Origin of the sequence: Burkholderia sp. NFPP32, from assembly GCF_900119325.1 — a bacterium.
Lineage (GTDB): Bacteria > Pseudomonadota > Gammaproteobacteria > Burkholderiales > Burkholderiaceae > Burkholderia > Burkholderia pyrrocinia_C.
This window is the reverse complement of the sequence record NZ_FPJP01000006.1, coordinates 292363-308918: the sequence shown is the minus strand read 5'-3', so window position 1 is coordinate 308918 and position 16556 is coordinate 292363. Positions and strand designations below refer to the sequence as shown.

The 16556-nt window shown below is 65.1% G+C and carries 16 protein-coding genes; 5 read left to right on the top strand and 11 right to left on the bottom strand.

All coding sequences use genetic code 11. The features are described from left to right. Window positions 1–5: 5 nt before the first annotated feature. Entirely contained in the window at window positions 6–998 is a 993-nt protein-coding gene (locus tag BT264_RS15350; protein WP_072437733.1) for an aliphatic sulfonate ABC transporter substrate-binding protein, read from the bottom strand. 343 nt (window positions 999–1341) lie between these two features. Between BT264_RS15350 and BT264_RS15345 the strand changes: the two genes are divergently transcribed. Continuing rightward, the gene (locus BT264_RS15345) at window positions 1342–2769 is read left to right on the top strand and encodes an MFS transporter (RefSeq protein ID WP_034184591.1); all 1428 of its coding nucleotides are present in this window, start codon (window positions 1342–1344) and stop codon (window positions 2767–2769) included. 121 nt (window positions 2770–2890) lie between these two features. Here BT264_RS15345 and BT264_RS15340 read toward each other — a convergent pair whose 3' ends face one another. Together BT264_RS15340 and BT264_RS15335 are read right to left on the bottom strand one after the other, a co-directional pair. Further along, the gene (locus BT264_RS15340; RefSeq protein WP_072437734.1) at window positions 2891–4291 is read right to left on the bottom strand and encodes an LLM class flavin-dependent oxidoreductase; all 1401 of its coding nucleotides are present in this window, start codon (window positions 4289–4291) and stop codon (window positions 2891–2893) included. Beyond that, the gene (locus tag BT264_RS15335) at window positions 4288–5547 is read right to left on the bottom strand and encodes an acyl-CoA dehydrogenase family protein (protein WP_072437735.1); all 1260 of its coding nucleotides are present in this window, start codon (window positions 5545–5547) and stop codon (window positions 4288–4290) included. The genes BT264_RS15340 and BT264_RS15335 overlap by 4 nt, the downstream gene beginning before the upstream one ends. Window positions 5548–5839: 292 nt before the next feature. Between BT264_RS15335 and BT264_RS15330 the strand changes: the two genes are divergently transcribed. Then, the gene (locus BT264_RS15330) at window positions 5840–7078 is read left to right on the top strand and encodes an SfnB family sulfur acquisition oxidoreductase (protein ID WP_072437736.1); all 1239 of its coding nucleotides are present in this window, start codon (window positions 5840–5842) and stop codon (window positions 7076–7078) included. A 246-nt stretch (window positions 7079–7324) separates the two neighbouring features. Here the strand turns inward: BT264_RS15330 and deoC are convergent, their stop codons facing one another. Then, window positions 7325–8005 (bottom strand): deoxyribose-phosphate aldolase, encoded by a 681-nt coding sequence (deoC, locus tag BT264_RS15325; protein ID WP_072437737.1) that lies wholly within the window; start codon window positions 8003–8005, stop codon window positions 7325–7327. 146 nt (window positions 8006–8151) lie between these two features. Here deoC and deoR point away from each other — a divergent pair, with 146 nt between their 5' ends. Beyond that, window positions 8152–8922: a DNA-binding transcriptional repressor DeoR gene (gene deoR, locus BT264_RS15320; protein ID WP_072437738.1), complete on the top strand. Its 771-nt coding sequence runs from the start codon at window positions 8152–8154 to the stop codon at window positions 8920–8922. 22 nt (window positions 8923–8944) lie between these two features. Here deoR and BT264_RS15315 read toward each other — a convergent pair whose 3' ends face one another. The 5 genes from BT264_RS15315 to BT264_RS15295 form a co-directional block, all read right to left on the bottom strand. Continuing rightward, the gene (locus BT264_RS15315; protein ID WP_072437739.1) at window positions 8945–9997 is read right to left on the bottom strand and encodes an aldose 1-epimerase family protein; all 1053 of its coding nucleotides are present in this window, start codon (window positions 9995–9997) and stop codon (window positions 8945–8947) included. 2 nt (window positions 9998–9999) lie between these two features. Then, on the bottom strand, window positions 10000–11373 hold the full coding sequence (fucP, locus tag BT264_RS15310) for an L-fucose:H+ symporter permease (RefSeq protein ID WP_072437740.1): 1374 nt from the start codon (window positions 11371–11373) through the stop codon (window positions 10000–10002). Window positions 11374–11414: 41 nt separating this feature from the next. Further along, entirely contained in the window at window positions 11415–12341 is a 927-nt protein-coding gene (rbsK, locus tag BT264_RS15305; protein ID WP_072437741.1) for a ribokinase, read from the bottom strand. A gap of 725 nt (window positions 12342–13066) precedes the next feature. Beyond that, window positions 13067–13477: a PIN domain-containing protein gene (locus BT264_RS15300; protein WP_072437742.1), complete on the bottom strand. Its 411-nt coding sequence runs from the start codon at window positions 13475–13477 to the stop codon at window positions 13067–13069. Continuing rightward, window positions 13477–13695, bottom strand: a complete 219-nt coding sequence (locus BT264_RS15295) for an AbrB/MazE/SpoVT family DNA-binding domain-containing protein (RefSeq protein ID WP_072437743.1) — start codon at window positions 13693–13695, stop codon at window positions 13477–13479. Before BT264_RS15295 ends, BT264_RS15300 begins: the two co-directional genes overlap by 1 nt. 360 nt (window positions 13696–14055) lie before the next feature. Here BT264_RS15295 and BT264_RS15290 point away from each other — a divergent pair, with 360 nt between their 5' ends. After that, window positions 14056–14439 carry a hypothetical protein gene (locus tag BT264_RS15290; RefSeq protein WP_256260635.1) on the top strand — a complete coding sequence of 128 codons (384 nt, stop codon included), beginning with the start codon at window positions 14056–14058 and terminating at the stop codon, window positions 14437–14439. A 745-nt stretch (window positions 14440–15184) separates the two neighbouring features. Here BT264_RS15290 and BT264_RS38180 read toward each other — a convergent pair. Both BT264_RS38180 and BT264_RS15280 read right to left on the bottom strand, forming a co-directional pair. Next, on the bottom strand, window positions 15185–15403 hold the full coding sequence (locus tag BT264_RS38180; protein WP_143155702.1) for a hypothetical protein: 219 nt from the start codon (window positions 15401–15403) through the stop codon (window positions 15185–15187). A gap of 72 nt (window positions 15404–15475) precedes the next feature. Further along, a complete protein-coding gene (locus tag BT264_RS15280) occupies window positions 15476–15859 on the bottom strand; it encodes a hypothetical protein (protein WP_072437982.1) in 384 nt (127 codons plus the stop codon). A 247-nt stretch (window positions 15860–16106) separates the two neighbouring features. On the opposite strand from BT264_RS15280, the gene BT264_RS15275 reads away from it, so the two are divergent. Next, complete coding sequence (locus BT264_RS15275; protein ID WP_072437744.1) at window positions 16107–16547, top strand: Hsp20/alpha crystallin family protein; 441 nt, start codon at window positions 16107–16109, stop codon at window positions 16545–16547. The last annotated feature ends 9 nt before the right edge of the window (window positions 16548–16556 follow it).

Sequence of the window (16556 nt, the reverse complement as noted above, 5' to 3'; positions counted from 1 at the left end):
GCACCTCAGTGCGATGCGGCGACGAGCGGGCGCGCAAATGCCGGATCGATCAGCGTATCGACAACCTTCGCGGGATCGACGCCTGGCTTGGTTAGCTGTTCGGCCGTCAGCACCGGTGCCGCTGCCTTCAGCGCCGCGCGCTGGGTATCGCCCGGCACCGGGTCGCCAAAGTCGTTGCGCTGAAGCTGCAGTTTCGCGACCGGCAGCGATACCTTCGATTCGTCGGCGACGATCTGTGCGGTGTCGGCCGGATGCGCGATGATCCATTGGCGTGCGCGATCGTATACCTTCAGCACGCGCGTGACCGCCTGCGGGTACTGGCTGGCGAATGCGTCGCGGACGTTCAGGAACCCATACGTATTGAATGCGACGTTGCGGTACAGCAGGCGTGCGTTGTCGTCGAGCTGGGCGGCGGCCATGTGCGGATCGAGACCGGCCCATGCGTCGACCTGACCGTTCGCGAGTGCGGAGCGCCCGTCCGGATGCTGCAGGTTCACGATCTCCACATCGTCGCGCGTCAGGCCGGCCGTGTGCAACGCGCGCAGCGTGAACAGGAACGGATCGGTGCCGCGCGTCGCCGCGATTTTCTTGCCCTTCAGGTCCGCGAGCGAGCGGATCGGCGAATCCTTGCGGACCACGAGCGCAGTCCACTCGGGGCGCGAGAACACGTATACGGCGCGGATCGGGTTGCCGTTTGCCCGGGCGAGCACCGACGCGAGCCCCGCGGCCGATCCGAAATCGACCGCGCCGCTGTTCAGGTATTCCAGCGCGCGATTGCTGCCGAGACTCAGCACCCAGCGAATCGACGTGCGGTCGGCCTTGAACTCGTCGTCGAGCCAGCCGAAGTGGCGAATCACCAGGCTCTCCGGCGAGTAGTACGCATAGTCGACGCGGATTTCCGCGGGGGTTGCCGCACGTGCGTGCATCGATACGAGACCGGCGAATGCGGTAACGACGACGGCCGCGGATTGCCATGCGCGGGACCAGGACAGCTTCATCGGGGAATCTCCGGAAGAGCGGCAACGCGCCGCGAACAGGCAGGATGACCGTCCAATGTACCGAAGCGCCGGCGAATCGATAACGAAGAAATCCACGATTGCACATGCACGCTGCTGCTAAGCGCACGCGACGGGCAACTTTATGACGCATACCGAATAATTTATCGCTTTATATCGCTTGGGATAACCGGATCGGGAGAACAGAATCTCCGCTGCCGGAACTCGACGACAGTACGTGCCGACGGTTGGGCATTCGCTTCATGCGCTGTCGACAGCGAATGCGCGTGCTGGGTTCCTGGCTCCCGTGAATATCGCCGAGCATTCGGCGCAACAAAGGAAAGCGATGAGTTCGATCGATCTGAACGCGGTCACGCCGGTTTCCGCGCCTATCCGCTCCGCGAGCGACGTGGCGCGCCTGATCAATACGACGGACAGCTCCGTCAGCCATGCGCGGATGATCGTGCTGCTCGCGCTCGGCGGCGTGTTTCTCGATGCGTACGACCTGACGACGTTGTCCTACGGCATCGACGACGTCGCGCGCGAGTTCGGTCTGACGCCCGCGCTGACCGGGCTGGTCGGTTCGGCGATCATGATCGGCACGATCTTCGGCAGCCTGATCGGCGGATGGTTGACCGACAGGATCGGTCGTTATCAGGTGTTCATGGCCGACATGCTGTTTTTCGTGATCGCCGCGATCGCGGCCGGGCTGGCGCCGAACGTCTGGGTGCTGATCGGCGCACGCTTCGTGATGGGGCTCGGTGTCGGCATCGACCTGCCTGTCGCGATGGCGTTTCTCGCGGAATTCTCGAAGTTCAGCGGCCGCGGCAACAAGGCGTCGCGGCTCGCCGCGTGGTGCCCGATGTGGTACGTGGCGTCGTCGGTCTGTTTCCTGCTGATCTTCGGCCTGTATTTCCTGTTGCCGGCCGAGCACGCGGGTTGGCTTTGGCGCGCGTCGCTGATCTTCGGCGCGGTGCCAGCGCTCGTCATCATTCTGGTCAGGAATCGTTTCATGAACGAGTCGCCGCTATGGGCCGCGAACCAGGGCGACCTGGCCAATGCCGCGCGAATCCTTCGCGAGTCGTACGGCATACACGCACACGAAGCGGAGGATGCGCGACGCGAGCCGAGCCAGCCGCCCGTGCGGATTCGCGTGCTGTTCCAGCGCCCGTATCTCGGACGCACGATCGTCGCCAGCGTGATGAACCTGTGCATCCCGTTCGAGTACACGGCGATTGCGTTCTTCCTGCCGTCGATCCTGTCGCAGTTTCTCGGTGCGGGCGTGTTCGAGACGATCGCGGCGTCGCTCGCGTTGAACGTTCTGTTCGCGTTTACCGGCGGCTTGCTGGGCATGCGCCTCGCGTATCGATATCCGTCGCGTCATGTCGCGATCGCGGGCTTCGCGCTGCAGTTCGTCGCGCTTGTCGCGCTTGCGCTGGCCGGGCATCCGCACGGCGCGCTCGCGGTCGGCATCGTGCTGCTGATGCTCGGCACCTGGCTGTTCGCCGAAGGTTTCGGGCCGGGTGCGCAGATGATGATTTATCCCACCTTGTCTTACCCGGCGGCGATCCGCGGCACCGGTGTCGGCTTCGGGCGTTCGCTGTGCGGCATCGGCCAGGCGCTTGCGCTGTTCGTGCTGCCGATCCTGCAGGCCCGTCTGGGTACGGATATGTTCTGGGTCGTCGCGATCAGTGCCGTCACGCCGATCGTGTTTCTGTTGATCGTGCGTTACGAGCCGACGGCGCGCGACATCGACGACGAAAGCGCCGCGTAAACGCTGGCGGACGAGCGTTCACCGCCCCGGAAAATACCAACGGCTTCGTCGGACCGCACGAAGCCGTTTGCGCTGAAGCCGGTCGCCGCAGAATGCGGGCAAGCCGGCTTCGACCTTGCCGTCACGCGCTGACGGTCTCCCGCCCGGCATCGCGCTTGACCTGCTCGATATCGCGAAACTGCGCGGCCGGATGCTCGTCCGGCAGCCGCGCCGTGCCGCCGAACAGTTTCTCGCGCAGCGTGCCCGGCGCATACTGCGTCGGATAGACGCCGCGCCGTTGCAGCTCCGGAACGAGAAAGCGCACGATGTCTTCGAAGGTTTCATGCGCGACCGCATACGCGAGATTGAAGCCATCCACGTCGGTTGCGGCAACCCATTCCTGCAGGATGTCCGCCACGGTCGCTGCCGACCCGACGAACACCGGGCCGAGTCCGCCGATGCCGCCCCATGCCGCCAGCGCCTCGATCGTCCACGCGGTGTCGCCGCCGGCGAGGTGCTCGACCGCCGACACGATCGCATTGGTTTCGACGCGCCTGACCGGATCGGCCGGCGCATACTGGCCGAAGTCGATGCCGGTCCAGCCGGACATGAACACCAGCGAGCCGTCGTACGACACGTAGCGGCGGTACTCGTCGAACTTGGCCTGTGCTTTTGCGTCGGTTTCGTCGACGATCACCGTGACGAGGTTGTAGATCAGCACCTTGCGCGGATCGCGGCCCGCGGCGGCGGCCTGCGCGCGCACATCGGCCACGTAGCGCGCGAGCTGCTCGCGGGTCGGCGCGGCGACGAACACGCATTCGGCGTGCTGCGCGGCGAACGCCTTGCCGGGGCCGGACGCGCCGGCCTGGAACAGCACCGGCGTGCGCTGCGGCGACGGTTCGCACAGGTGATAGCCGGGCACGTCGAAGAAGCGGCCCTTGTGGCCGATCTCGTGCACCTTCTCGGGATGCGTGAACACGCGGCCGTCGCGATCGCGCACCACCGCGCCGTCTTCCCAACTGCCCTCGAACAGCTTGTACAGCACCTCGACGTATTCGGCCGCGACCGCATAACGGTCGTCGTGCGTGCGCAAGCCGTGATCGCCGACGTTCTTCGCGCCACTTTCCAGATAGGACGTGACGATGTTCCACGCGAGCCGGCCCTTGGTGTGATGGTCGGCGGTCGATAGCCGGCGCGCGAACGTGTACGGGTGCTCGAACGTGGTCGACGCGGTGATGCCGATGCCGAGATGCTCGGTCGCCATCGCGATCGGCGCCGCGAGCTGCAGCGGGTCGTTGACCGGAATCTGCGCGGCCTGGTGCAGTGCGTGGTAGTTGCTGCCCTTGTAGACGTCGTAATAGCCGATCACGTCCGCGATGAAGATCGCGTCGAAGATCCCGCGTTCGAGGATGCGGGCGAGGTCGGTCCAGTAATCGAGGTCCTTGTACTGCCACGAACGGTCACGCGGATGCGCCCACAGCCCCGGCGACTGATGGCCGACACAGTTCATCTCGAACGCGTTGAAGCGAATGGTCTTGCTCATCGCGCGACTCCCGGTTCCGCGCCGGCGCTCGTGCCGTTGCCGACGCGCCAGACGAACGGCGGCGTGCGGCCGTTGATGACCCAGTCGCCGACGATCCTGGCCTTGTAGACGAGCGGATTGTGCGACGACACCGTGCGCGCGTTGCGCCAGTGGCGGTCGAGCGCGGTCGTGCTGCGCGTGGCGGACGCACCGAGCGCGTCGAACAGGCGTGTTGCGGCGCGCAGTACGAGTTCGGACACGACGAGCTGGCTCTGCGCGGATTCGATTTCGGCCGCGACGTTCGCGTCGTGCTCGGCCTGTTCGTCGCCGCCGAAGCGGGCTTCGTAGGCGAGCTGAAGCGGCTGCGCGGCGCGCAGCGCGAGCGCGTCGGCCGCGTACGCCCACGATGCGATCTCGCCGATCACCTGCTGCAGCTGTGCGTCGTCGCCCGCGCGCGGCGCGTTGCCGTGGCTGTACACGCGGGTGCGAGTGCGCACGAGCGCGCCCGCATCGCGCACGATCGCGTGGCCGATGCCGGCCAGCGTCGCAACGTGGAAGAGCTGGTAGAACGCGGTCTGGTACTTGAAGCGGCGTGCGAAGTCGATCACGTTGTCGGCGTCGACCGTCGCATTCTCGAAGTGCGTCGTGCCGCTGCCGGTGGTCGTCTGGCCGAAGCCGTCCCAGTCATCTTCTCTGATCACGCCGGGCTGTGCGGTCGCGACGGCGACGATCACGTCGCTGCCGTCGTGCGCGCGCTGCGCGAACACGTCGATCCAGTCGGCGAACAGGCTGCCCGTGCTGTAGAACTTTCGCCCGTTCAGCACGAGCCGGCCGTTCTGCTCCGACACCTTCGTGATGGTCTGGCCGAGCGGCACGTCGCCGGCCTCCGACCACGCGTTGCCGACGAGCTGGCCGCTCGCGAATCGGTCGAACCATGTCGTGCGTTGCGGCCCGGGCGGCGCGTTCAGCCAGTCCTCGACGAACGCGAAGTGTCCACGCAACGCCTGCGGCAGATTGGAATCGGCGGCGGCGAGCTCGATCAAGAGCCGGAACAACTGCGGCAGCGATGCGCCGGCACCGCCGTCTCGTATCGGCAGCCGCACCGCGCCGAAGCCGGCCGCCTTCAGCCAGCCGATCGCTTCGTGCGGCAGTTCGCGGCGGCGTTCGCGTTCGGCGGTGCCCGCAGCGATGCGGTCGAAAATCGGCCGGAACCGGCTCGCGAGTGCGTCGTAGTCGGTGCCGGTGGAAAGGTCGGTGTCTGCGTGCGACGAAGTCATGCGGATTTCCTCGAATGGCGGGGCCGTTTGCGCCGGGAGGCCAGTATAGGAAGCGCGGGGCGTGCGTTCCAATAACGGATTCGCAGATCGTTATCGTCGATGAGCATTACGCGGACCGGCTGGGGACGCTCCGCCGTTCGGGCATCGATTGCGACGCTGAAGCATGGTGCCGCGTACGTGATTCTCGATATCGTTTGTGATCCGAAGGAATATCGTTACGAGAATCGCTCGGTTTGCCGACCTGCAGCGCACTGCTAGATTGAACGCTTTCGCCATTCGACAGGAGAGCCCGATGTCAGATACGAGCGCCACGATTCAGGAGCGGCCGGCCGAAGCGAAACCGCAAGCGGCCCGAGTGATCACCGACGATGCGCAGGCGATCGCGGCCGCGCATGTGCTGGCGCAGCGGCTTGCGGAAGGCGCCGCCGGACGCGATCGGGAGCGCCGGTTGCCGCGCGACGAGATCGAATGGTTCTCGCAGTCGGGGCTATGGGCGATCACGGTGCCGAAGGCATACGGTGGCGCGGGCGTATCGCATGTGACGCTCACCGAGGTGATCAAGATCGTCGCGGCGGCCGATGCGTCGCTCGGACAGTTGCCGCAGAACCATTTCGGGCTGGTCGACGTGATCGCACTGGTCGGCACCGATACGCAAAAGCGCTATTTCTTCGCGGAAGTGCTGAGCGGCAAGCGGTTCGGCAACGGCTTCTCGGAGAAGGGCACGAAGCACGTGCTCGATCTGAAGACGCGCGTGCGCGGCGACGGCGACGACTATGTCGTCGATGGCACGAAGTTCTACTCGACGGGCGCGCTGTTCGCGCATTACGTGCCGGTGCTCGGCCTCGACGATGCGCAGCACGCGTGGCTTGCGTACGTGCCGCAGCCGACGCCGGGGCTGACCGTGATCGACGACTGGTCGGGGTTCGGGCAGCGCACGACCGCGAGCGGCACGGTGGTGCTCGACGGCGTGCGCGTGCCCGCGTCGCATGTACTGCCCGCGCAGCGCGTATCGGACGAGCCGACGCTCAACGGCCCGCTGTCGCAGATCATCCAGGCGGCGATCGATGCCGGCATCGCGAAAGCGGCCATCGACGATACGCTGGTGTTCGTGCGCACCCGTACGCGGCCATGGGTCGACAGCGGCGTCGAACGGGCGGCAGACGATCCGCTGATCCTCCGCGAGATCGGCCGTCTGCATATTCAGCTTCATGCGGCGGAAGCGCTGCTCGAACGCGCGGCGCGCACGCTCGACGAGATCGGCGCGCGCGGCACGGTGACCGATGACGATGTCGCGCGCGCGTCGGTCGCGGTCGGCGAAGCGAAGGTGCTGACGACCGAGATCGCGCTGCTCGCGGGTGAGAAGCTGTTCGAGCTGGCCGGCACGCAGTCGACGCTCGCCGAGCACAATCTCGACCGGCATTGGCGCAACGCGCGCACGCATACGTTGCACGATCCGGTGCGGTGGAAGTATCACCTCGTCGGCAACTACTACCTGAACGGCGTGCGTCCGGCGCGCCATGCGTGGAATTGAGCCGCTCGCGATCCGGCTGATAGCGGATACGCACGTTGCGCAAGTCGCCGACGGTGGCCGTGATTTGCGGATGATCGGTTGATTTTTTGGACCGGAGCTGCGCTCTGGCTCGCCTCCCGAAGCAGGCAAGCCGAATGCGGATCCACGCTTCGTGGCTTGCCGCGGTGACGGACGAACGGCTCGTGGCGGTGAATGGAGTTCGACACCGCCGCTGACAGTCCGGTTCTGGCACTCGCCCTTCGCGCGTCAGTACGCCGAATCGCTGCCGCCCCGATCGGTGACGATCGCCACCCCTGAGCTCGTGCCGAGCCGCGTCGCGCCGGCCTCGAGCATCGCGAGCGCGGCCGCGCGGTCGCGCACGCCGCCCGATGCCTTCACGCCGAGGTCCGGCCCGACCGTGCGGCGCATCAGCGCGACATCCGCGAGCGTCGCGCCGCCGTGGCCGAACCCGGTCGACGTCTTCACGAACGCGACGCCGAGATCGCGGCACATCTCGCACACGCGCACCTTCTCGTCGTCGCTCAGCAGCCCCGTCTCGAGGATCACCTTCAGCGGCACCGCGCCGCATGCGTGCTGCACGGCCGCGATGTCGGCCTTCACGTCGTCGGCGCGGCCGCTCTTCAGCGCGCCGAGGTTGATCACCATGTCGATCTCGCCGGCGCCCGCCGCGATCGCAGCCGACGCCTCGAATGCCTTCGCGGCCGACAGCGCCGCACCGAGCGGAAAGCCGACCACCGCGCAGACGAGCACGCCGGTATCGGCCAGCTCGTGTGCGGCGAGCGGCACGTTCGCCGAATTCACGCAGACCGAGTAAAAGCGATGCGCGGCCGCCTGGCGGCAGAGTTCGCGGATCTGCGCGTCGCTCGCGTCGGGCGCGAGCAGCGTGTGATCGATGGTTTGGGCGAGTTGGGCGTTGGAAAGCGGCATGTTTCAGGACTCCACGGATCGTGTGCCGGAAAGGCACACGGAAAGTTGATGTTTTCACATCGGTTTGTTACAAATACGACATTCCGGCCGGGCCCGCGCGCCCGGCACGACGAGCGACGAGTGCGACAGGCACGCAGGATACAGGCATGGAAACGAAGAAGGGCGAACGGATCAAGACGCTGATGAACGTGCTGCAAGGGCAGAACGCGATTCATCTGAGGGAAGTCGCCGAGCTGTTCGGCGTGTCCGAGATGACGATCCGCCGCGATCTCGCGGACAACCCGCACGGCCTGAGCCTGATCGGCGGCTACGTGACGCGCCATTTCGCTGCGCAGCGCAGCGACATCGGCGAGTACCTGATCAGCGCCGAGAACAACCGTCAGACCGAGGAAAAGCGTCGCATCGGCAAGCTGGCCGCGCAGTTCGTGACGACCGGCGACACGATCTTCATCGACTGCGGCTCGACCACGCCGTTCATCGTCGACTTCATTCCGGACGACCTCGAATTCACGGCCGTCTGCAATTCGCTGAACGTGTTCGCGAAGCTGCAGCAAAAGCCGCATTGCAGCGTGATCCTGTGCGGCGGCGCGTATCACCGCAAGAACATGGTGTTCGAGTCGGTCGCCGAAACTGGCATCCTCGACACGGTGCGCGTGTCGAAGGCGTTCATCTCCGCGGCCGGCGTGAGCGACCGCTGCGGCGTCACGTGCTTCAACTTCCACGAAGTCGACGCGAAGAAGAAGGTGATGGCGCGCGCGCAGAACCGCTTCCTGCTCGTCGACCACACGAAGTTCGACGAAGTGCGCGCGGCCTATTTCGCCGAACTGACCGACTTCAACTATGTAATCTCCGACGGGCAACTGGGCAGCCGCTACGAAACGGCGATCCGCGAACACGGGATTGCGTTCGTGACCTGACGCAACGCGGCCGCGCATCGCTTCACGCATCGCGTGCTTCCGCCGCGCTCAGGTAGCCGGTCACCACGTCGAAGCGGCGCGTCGCGCCCGGCGCGAGCGCCGCGACATGGCCCTTGCGGCGTTCGGCTTCATACCCCTCCGGCTCGCAGGTCGACGGCAGCGCGAACGCGGCGACCTGCTGGTCCGCGTTGTGCAGGATCCAGCGCGTCGCATGCGGGAACTGTTCGGGGCGGTACGAGGTATGGAATGCGCCGCCGTCCGGATGCGCGAGCAGGAAATGCGCGACGCCGTCTGCATCCGTTTCCGCACCGTTCATGAAAAACACGATCTCGGGGTCGTACAGCGCGGGCGCATCGAGCGTCGCGAGCCGTTCAGGTTCGCGTGCGAGCGTGGCCGTGTAGTCGCGCCACGCGGCGGTAGGCTTCACGTGCGCGGGCACGCTTTCACGCAATCGCAACCCGCCGCGCGGCAACCACTGCACGAAACGGCCGCCCGGCACGTATGCATAGTTCAGGTGTGCCATGTACATCAGGTCCATCGGTGCGCCGCCGAGATTCGTCACGTCCATCGCGATCGTCATCTGCGCGTCGTGTTCCGCGAGCCGTACCGACGGACGCGCGACGTAGTGGCTGCCGAAACCCTGCACGTATTCGTATTCGCCGGTCACTTCGGCTGTTGCGCCTTGCGCATCCGTGCCGACGATCAGGCTTGCGCGATCCATCGGCGCGCACGGCATCTCGCCGTGCAGCGCGTGCGTGTCGTCCGGGCCCGGGCAGCCATTGCGCAGCAACCCGCTGTGGAACATGAAGCAGCCGTAGGTATCGATGATCGACACCGCGCGCTTCGGCTGCCGGAACATGTGCTTCATCGTCAGGTCGCGGCCGTCGAACGCGGCGGCCCAGATCATCTGGCCGAGATACGGCAACACGACGACGTGGCCGCGGCGGTTCTCGAGCTTCAGCGCCTCGACGCCGGACGGATACGCGAACGCGGTGACGGTGATGCCGTCGGTGCGGTACAGCGTGCGCGGCATGTCGCGGAAGTCGTCGCGCCGCAGTTCGATCTCGCCTCGCATGGTTACGCTCCCGACGTGGTGCGCGTCGCGGCGTAGCGCGCGGGCGCGTTGCCGTCGGCTGCCGCGTCGGGCGTCGCGACCGGCAGGTGGCGCAGGCAGTAGAAGCCGTAGTAGACGATCACGACGAAGCACGCGAGCGGCACGGCGAACGCGAGCTGCATGTTGCCGCCGGTATGGTCGGAGATCAGCCCCTGGATCAGCGGCACGACCGCGCCGCCGACGATGCTCATCACGAGGATCGAGCCGCCGTATTCGGTGTCCTTGCCGAGGCCGTCGATCGTGAGGCCGTAGATCGTCGGCCAGCACGGGCCGAGGAACACGCTCACGCATACTGCTGCGTAGACGGCCGTGATGTTATGCACGCTGATCGTGTACGCGAGCAGCGAGATGCACAGGATGCCGTAGACGATCAGCACCTTGGCCGGCCCGACGCGCTTCATCACGAGCGTCGCGACCAGCTTGCCGACGAAGAACGCGAAGAACGTCGCGAGCAGGTAGCGCGATGCGCCGCGCTCGGTCAGGCCGCCGATCTGCATCGCGAGCCGGATCGTGAAGCTCCACACGCCGACCTGCGCGCCGACGTACAGGAACTGCGCGACGATGCCCGCGACGAAGCGCCGGTTGCCGAACAGGCGCGCGAGCGTGCCGCGCGCGTCGATCCTGTGCGTGGCCGCGCTCGGCCCGTTGCCCTTGCAGGCCGGGTAGGGCGTGAGCGCAAACACGATGAATACCGCGACGAGCACGACGATCAGCCATTTATACGGCTCGAGCGTGGCCTGGATCATCGCGAGCTGGTGCACGTGCGCATCGGCCGCCGACATTGCCGCGAGCTGCGCATGCGACGCATCGCCTTCCTTGAAGATCAGGAAGCTGCCCATGTACACGCCGGCCATCGCGCCGAACGGGTAGAACGTCTGCGAGATGTTCAGCCGCCGCGTGCTGGTGTCGCGTGGGCCCATCAGTGTCGAATACGAGTTCGACGCCGTCTCGAGGAATGACAGGCCCGCGGCGATCACGAACAGCGCGACGAGGAACATCCCGTACTTCGCCATCGACGCAGCCGGGAAGAACAGCAGGCAGCCGGTCGTGTAGAGCAGCAGGCCGACGAGGATCGTCGTCTTGTAGCTGAACTTCTTCACGATGGTCGCGGCGGGGATCGCGAGGAAGAAGTAGCCGAGATAGAACGCGGACTGCACGAACGCCGATTCGAAGTCGGACAGGAAGAACGATTTCTTGAACTGCGCGATCAGCACGTCGTTCAGGTTCGCGGCGGTGCCCCACAGCGCGAACAGGCAGCACAGCAGCGTGAATGCGAACAGCGGTGTGCGGGTCAGGTAATAGCCGTCGGGTGTGTGTTCGATTCTGGCTCGGCTCACGGGTGTCTCCTTCCCAATTGTCTCGTCGATGAAGGCGCCGGTCAGAGGCCGGCGTCGCGGAGGAAGCGTTCGAACGTTGCGGCGTCGGCGTACGACTTCTGCGTGCCGAGGCCGGTGACCGAATGCGCGGCGTACGCGGATGCGTGGCGCATCGCGTCGACCACGTCGCGCGACGCGGCGTAGCAGCGCGCGAAGCAGCCGATATACGCGTCGCCGGCGCCCGTCGTATCGCGCGCGTCGACCGGCACGCCCGGCACGTGCCGCACGTCGTCGCGCGACGCGAGCAGCGAACCCTTGTCGCCGAGCGTGACGAGCACGTGCTTCAGGCCGCGCGCGACCAGCGCTTCGGCGGCGCGCGCCGCGGTGTCGCGCGAATCGACCGGCATGCCCGACACGATCGCGAGCTCGGTTTCGTTCGGCACGAAGAATTCGACGGAGCGAATCCGCTCGAAATCGAGATCGGCCACCGCGGGCGCGGGGTTCAGCAAAACGGGGATGCCGTGCCGTGCGCCGAACGCGATCGCGTGATAGACGGTGTCGAGTTCGATCTCGAGCTGCAGCACGATCAGCGCGCATTCGGCGAGCGCCGGCGCGGCCGCGTCGATGTCAGCCGGCTTCAGGTGGCGGTTCGCGCCCTTGACGATCAGGATGCTGTTGCTCGAATCGGGTTCGACGAAGATCGGCGCGACGCCGCTCGGCACGCCGGCGACCTTGCGCACATGCGTGGTGTCGATCCCCTCGCGCTCGAAGTTGCGGATCGTGTTGTCGGCGAACACGTCGTCGCCGACCTTCGTCACCATCACGACGCGCGCACCGAGGCGTGCGGCCGCGACCGCCTGGTTCGCGCCCTTGCCGCCGCAGCCGAGCTCGAAGTTCGGTGCTTCGAGCGTTTCGCCCCGGGCGGGCATGCGCGCGACATAGGTCACGAGGTCGACCATGTTGCTGCCGATGACGGCGATTGTCTCCATCTGCGTCTCTTCCTTGGTATGGGGTGCGCCGCATGCGTGGTCGGCAGCGGCCTGCTACGAGTGATAATAAAATCACATTAAATGTGAAAAAGCAATCTCGTGATGTTAGGCAGATCACTATTTGGGATGGAGGCGTGCGTTGCTGGGGCGGGACTCGACTCAATGCGAGCAGGTAAAAACTGGCGTCGGCGCTCTCTTCGCGGGTGACAGAAGGCGAAGGGCGTGGCACGGATGCACGGGACGCCGACCGCACGGGGGTGGTTCAACATAGACGCCGTTCAGAACGACGACAGACCTGCAAGGACCGTGTGACGCCTCGTCGACGTTGTGGTGCTCAATCGCGAGAACTGAAGGAAAACATATTAAGGGCTATGTTCCCCCTTCATTTCGGGACGTCGCGCGAAAGCTCTACGCTCGCGGCGTTCTCCAGAGGGAATTGAGCGCTCCACCGCGGCGATCGAGAAACGGCGCCGCCACCACTTCGGCGCCCCTGTATTTCCTGCGTTGGCGACGACGTGCCGGCGGGCAGGTTCATTGGACATTGCGTCACACGCGGGCCTGGACGTTCTTTGATTCGGGCGGGGCTGCGGGTGAGGTGGCTTCGCCTGAGACGGGGTTGAAGCTCAATTGCGAGCGCCCATACACTCAGCGGGGCGAGAGGCAACGGCCTCGGCGGGCCGATCGAAATCGAATCCAGTGCGTGTCGGTGAGCTTTGTAATGCCTACTACTTGAGCTGTGGATCGAGATTCTGGGCACCCGGCAAACGTGACGCACGCTGGTCGAAAGTTAGAAGCGGTGCGCGACCCGCGGCTCCGCTTTGGCCAACGTGCAGGCAGTCAGCAAAATCCCCGCCGTGCTCTCGGTACAAGTGGAGGGCGCGTTCAACGGCGCCTTCCGCTTCAAAACTGAGTTCGCGCGTCTCGAGCAGCGCCGTGAGTGCTGTCACGATCTCTTGCCGATTGAACTTGTAGCGTGAACGCAGGACCCATTCGATTTCCAATGTCACGGTCACTGGAACGTAGAACGCCTCGGCTTGTCCGGCTGACGCGGTGAACAACTCACGGATGCGCGCGACCTGATCGACGTCGTCGTTGGTGAGCCAGCGCACGAGGACGTTGGTATCGAGACTGGGCATCAGGCGTCGCCCATCCGCATGACCTCGGTCGGTACACTGGTGTTCGACGGTAGCGCGCCCTGCAGATCGAGCAGGCTGCGGGTTTTGGCGCGCAGGATGACCGTCCCATCGTCGAGCGGGGTAAACACGATCCGTACGCCGGCCGCGAGGCCGAGCGCGTGCCGGATCCCGGCGGGCAACGTCAGTTGCCCCTTACTGGTGAGCGTGGCTTCAAACATGATTCCTCCTTACATTTGAGGTAATTGTAAGGCGGTGCGATGATCTTCGCAATCGGCTCGACGCGAGCGGTAACCGCCCCTCGCGCGACCCGACCCAGCAAGCGCATGACACGGTTTTATCATACGAATTTGCGCCGAATCTCTATATTGAACGTTCGGCAGTCGAGGGCCGAATCTTCAAAACGCGCACGCGTTGGCAAAAGCGCCCATGTCGACGACCGAGCATGCTGCCGATCACGGATCACTACGAGGAGTTGCAACCATGGGATCGTCTCTGCAGGGCATTGCGTTCAGGTCGGTGTACAACAAAAAGTGGATATCGCTGGTTACTAGCTTCTTCGGCCGAGATTGTTACGTCGCATGCAAAGACACACCGGATGCGTTCTGCATGTTTCCCTGAATCCGCCGATGGGGGTATTTAGCGATGTGGATGACAACTGGATCATGCAAAGCCCGGACGATCCGCCGAAATTGATCCCATATTCAGCCGTTGAGCCGCCGGATGACAATATCCTCAATCACGCGCGCTTCGGGTTCACGAAGTCCGCGCTCGGCCAGGGCACCGTGGTAGGGCTCTATACGCTGGATAAAAACTGGAGCTGGGTGGTCGACGACAACGGCACCGACCAAGGCGTGCTCAGCTTGGTCGCCAATGATTCGTTAGATGGCATAGGCGACAACTTCGTTGGCAAAACGGCGTTCGAGTGCTGGGGCAGCGTGCTGTCGCCATGGCCGCCCGCCTAAGGGCGGTCGGGCCGCCTGACTGCCGGCCCCCCTGGCGCTTGCCCTTGCTGCGGGCGTGAAGCAGACCGCACCGCACTGCCGCTCACGCCGCTGAGCGGTCCTGCGAAATCGCCTGGACGACCCACGGTCACGTCCCTCATAACCCGGCTTCGGCCGGGTTTTTTCATGGCCGGCGCCAGCACACAGCAGGGCAGAGGCATAAAAGTGCTGCATCTGATAACTCGGCTTATCAGATGGGTGATTTTTCACTCCCCGATTGAGTCGATTCCACCGCACCTGAACCCAGTCGCAGCGAGTTCGGTCCGAGGTCGTTAGCTTCGGTTTCCACATATGCCATCCTGAACGACCGGCCACTTGAATGTGCCTCGGTGATGCCTAATGTGCGCGATAGGTGTCTATAACTAGTGCATAAAAGGAGCGCGACACCATGAACACCCTCGCGCCCTCCGCCCAGCGGCCTCTGCAGCGACGCCCGCCGGCGCCGCACCCGCCAGCTTCGAGGCCTTTCTCAGCTCGCTGCGGGAACCCGACACGGCAGCCCCCGTGCTGTCGGCCCGACGCTATGTGGCGGCCCTGAACATCGACCTGCAGACGCTGGCCGATCAGGCGCATGTTCACCGCAACACCGTAGCGCGGGCCTCGGAGTCGGTGTCGGTTCAGTACTTCCTGAGCGAGGCGATCCGCGTGATTCGCGCCGCGACCGACCTGTCCGGTGACGTGCACCGCGCGTTACTATCCCGGCGATTTACGCCGCGTACGGATAGTCTCCCGGCGCGAACTGCCCGTTGCCCCGCTGGATCGGGCCGCCGATCCGGATGTCCTGCTGGATTGGCAATGCCCGCGACAGTGGTGCAATAGCGACCACTGCCGCAGGGACGGCGCCCGCGGCAGGGCCGCCGCGGCGAATAATCGGCGTGCCCCTATTTTCATGGTGGTACTCCCATTCCGCGACCAGCACCGCCACGTCCGCGCCTTGTCCGCATGGCACGAGGCGGGAGTCGGCACCGGCCGCATGGCGAGGCGCCGGACCGATCGCTCACTGGATCGGCGGTGCCGCCCCCAGCTTCTCCGACAACATTCGCTCGTACACGCCAAAGTGTAGATCGACCTCCTCCTGCGTGACGTGAGAGACCGTGATGGTGATCTGGCCAGGTAACAGGCCCAACACGACCGCGACCGCAGCTTCAAGTTGCGGTGCACAAATCTTGTCCTCCACCATCGTCGTGCCGACCAGCACATCGTAGGTCTTCTCCTGCCGACAGACGACTTCGACGAGTCGCGCCCGCGCGCTCATGTTGTTGTCGATCGCGAGCCTGACGACCTCGGTCACAGTGCGCATCGTCTCGGTCGGAAAGCCCTTCGTCGAGCGCAGCCGGATACGATGCCTGCCAAGCGTAAGCCAGTCCGTGTCGAATTCCATGGCGTCCTCCGCATGCAGTTCCAAGCCGCTGCGATGATAGGTTCCAGCGCCGAAATTTCAAGTGCGAAAATCCGCCGACACCCCTTGAAATTTTCCGTAGAGTTCCTATCTTAAGTTTCGCTCAGGCAGACGCGCGAGTTGCTTCATTCCGCGCGCTGCGTGTTTCGATTTGTTTGCCAGCAGTCTGGCAGGCGAACTGGAGCGCGTAGGCCCGTTCGCCTCCCGGCTGCACTCAAGGAGGACGATCGTGAGCGATCTTTACTTCGGAACCGACCTCTTCAGCGAGTTCGACCGTCTGCAGCAGCAGATGGCGCAACTCTTCGGCGGGTTCCCGTCCAGCCTCCGCGCCGGCCGGCTCGGCGCGTTTCCTCAGATCAACATCGGTGCGACCGACGAGTCGATCGAAATCGTCGCCTTCGCGCCCGGCGTCGATGCCGCCGCGCTCGACGTATCGATCGACAAGGGCCTGCTGACCATCAGCGGCGAACGCAAATCGACACAACCCGATACGGGAAGCGAGACGCGCACCTATGCGCAGGAGCGCTTTGTCGGCACCTTCCGACGCGTCATCGAATTGCCCGACACCGCTGATCCCGACAAGGTCCAGGCGCGCTACGAAAATGGCTGCCTGTCGATCAGTGTCGGCAAGCGCGAGTCGTCCAAGCCGCGCGCCATCACTGTCCAGTAGCCTGAGGAG

Bases quoted from the DNA above. Each gene is read 5' to 3' on its own strand.
- BT264_RS15350 (WP_072437733.1), bottom strand. From the start codon at position 998: ATGAAGCTGTCCTGGTCCCGCGCATGGCAATCCGCGGCCGTCGTCGTT.
- BT264_RS15345 (WP_034184591.1), top strand. From the start codon at position 1,342: ATGAGTTCGATCGATCTGAACGCGGTCACGCCGGTTTCCGCGCCTATC.
- BT264_RS15340 (WP_072437734.1), bottom strand. From the start codon at position 4,291: ATGAGCAAGACCATTCGCTTCAACGCGTTCGAGATGAACTGTGTCGGC.
- BT264_RS15335 (WP_072437735.1), bottom strand. From the start codon at position 5,547: ATGACTTCGTCGCACGCAGACACCGACCTTTCCACCGGCACCGACTAC.
- BT264_RS15330 (WP_072437736.1), top strand. From the start codon at position 5,840: ATGTCAGATACGAGCGCCACGATTCAGGAGCGGCCGGCCGAAGCGAAA.
- deoC (WP_072437737.1), bottom strand. From the start codon at position 8,005: ATGCCGCTTTCCAACGCCCAACTCGCCCAAACCATCGATCACACGCTG.
- deoR (WP_072437738.1), top strand. From the start codon at position 8,152: ATGGAAACGAAGAAGGGCGAACGGATCAAGACGCTGATGAACGTGCTG.
- BT264_RS15315 (WP_072437739.1), bottom strand. From the start codon at position 9,997: ATGCGAGGCGAGATCGAACTGCGGCGCGACGACTTCCGCGACATGCCG.
- rbsK (WP_072437741.1), bottom strand. From the start codon at position 12,341: ATGGAGACAATCGCCGTCATCGGCAGCAACATGGTCGACCTCGTGACC.
- BT264_RS15300 (WP_072437742.1), bottom strand. From the start codon at position 13,477: ATGCCCAGTCTCGATACCAACGTCCTCGTGCGCTGGCTCACCAACGAC.
- BT264_RS15295 (WP_072437743.1), bottom strand. From the start codon at position 13,695: ATGTTTGAAGCCACGCTCACCAGTAAGGGGCAACTGACGTTGCCCGCC.
- BT264_RS15290 (WP_256260635.1), top strand. From the start codon at position 14,056: ATGCAAAGACACACCGGATGCGTTCTGCATGTTTCCCTGAATCCGCCG.
- BT264_RS15280 (WP_072437982.1), bottom strand. From the start codon at position 15,859: ATGGAATTCGACACGGACTGGCTTACGCTTGGCAGGCATCGTATCCGG.